General features: G+C 67.5%; 1 protein-coding gene. It reads left to right on the forward strand.

Features of this window, described 5'->3' with window-relative positions; genetic code table 11:
- Window positions 1–131: 131 nt before the first annotated feature.
- The coding region (locus JK364_RS54380; RefSeq protein WP_201858873.1) for a tyrosine-type recombinase/integrase at window positions 132–1,052 on the forward strand (921 nt) is incomplete at its 3' end.

Consider the following 1,052-nt stretch of genomic DNA (forward strand, 5'->3'; position numbering starts at 1 on the left):
CCTCGATCGACGTCGTGTGATGGCAGGGTGATGACATCGCCCTGGTTACGCCATGATCAGCCACCTCATGCGCCAGGCGTCGGCACCTCCACGGTGGAGTTACCTCTCTCCCCTCCACGGAGGTGAACACGATGGCTTCTCAGTCTCCTGAACGCGGCCGGGTGTACCGGCGTTGCGGCTGCCGTCGCCCCGACGGCCGACAGTACGGTGCCCGCTGCCCCAAGCTCCACGATGGTTCAAGGCACGGCTCTTGGGCTTTCGCCGTCGACCTGCCCTCGGCCGACGACAAGCGCCAACCGCTCTGCCGTAGCGGATTCGCCACTCAGAAGGCCGCCGAGACAGCACTCGAGCGAGCCCTGGAATCCGAGCGCACCGGCCTGGACCGCAGCGAAGATCTCACCATCGCCACATATCTGGCGGAGTGGCTGCGCCTCAAGGAAAAGGCACTCAAGCCCACCACGTTCGCCCGCTACCGCGACCACGTACACGCGGACCTCATCCCATCCTTCGGCCGACTGCCCCTGCCCGATCTGCGGGCCCGGCACATCACCGCCTGGAGTGAGGCCGAACTCGCCCACGGACGCGGGCGAACCGCCGTCTACCGGATCGGAGCCACCTTCTCCAGCGCGCTCAGCCATGCCGTGCGCACGCGTGTGATCGCGGCCAACCCGTGCCGGTACATTCTGCTGCCCCGTCCAGTCGCGCCGGAGCAGATCTGCTGGAATCCCACCCAGGCCGCAGCTTTCCTGCGGCACAACCATACTCACTACGGCGATCAGATGGCCGATCTGTTCGAGCTGCTGCCGGGCACCGGCATGCGGCGAGGTGAGTCCCTGGGACTGCACTGGACCGACGCCCACCTGGCCGAACGGATGCTGCTGGTGCGCTGGAGCCTGACGGCCGTGAACAACAACCACCTCTACCTCGGCCACCCCAAAACCAAGGCCAGCCGAAACTGGGTGAGCCTGGCCCCGCGCGTGGTTGCCGCCCTCGAGCGCCAGGCGGCACTCGCCCAGGCCGGCCAGCCCAAGGGGACGCCACTGGAAGGGCTC

It is taken from the genome of Streptomyces endocoffeicus, assembly GCF_016741935.1.
Lineage (GTDB): Bacteria > Actinomycetota > Actinomycetes > Streptomycetales > Streptomycetaceae > Streptomyces > Streptomyces endocoffeicus.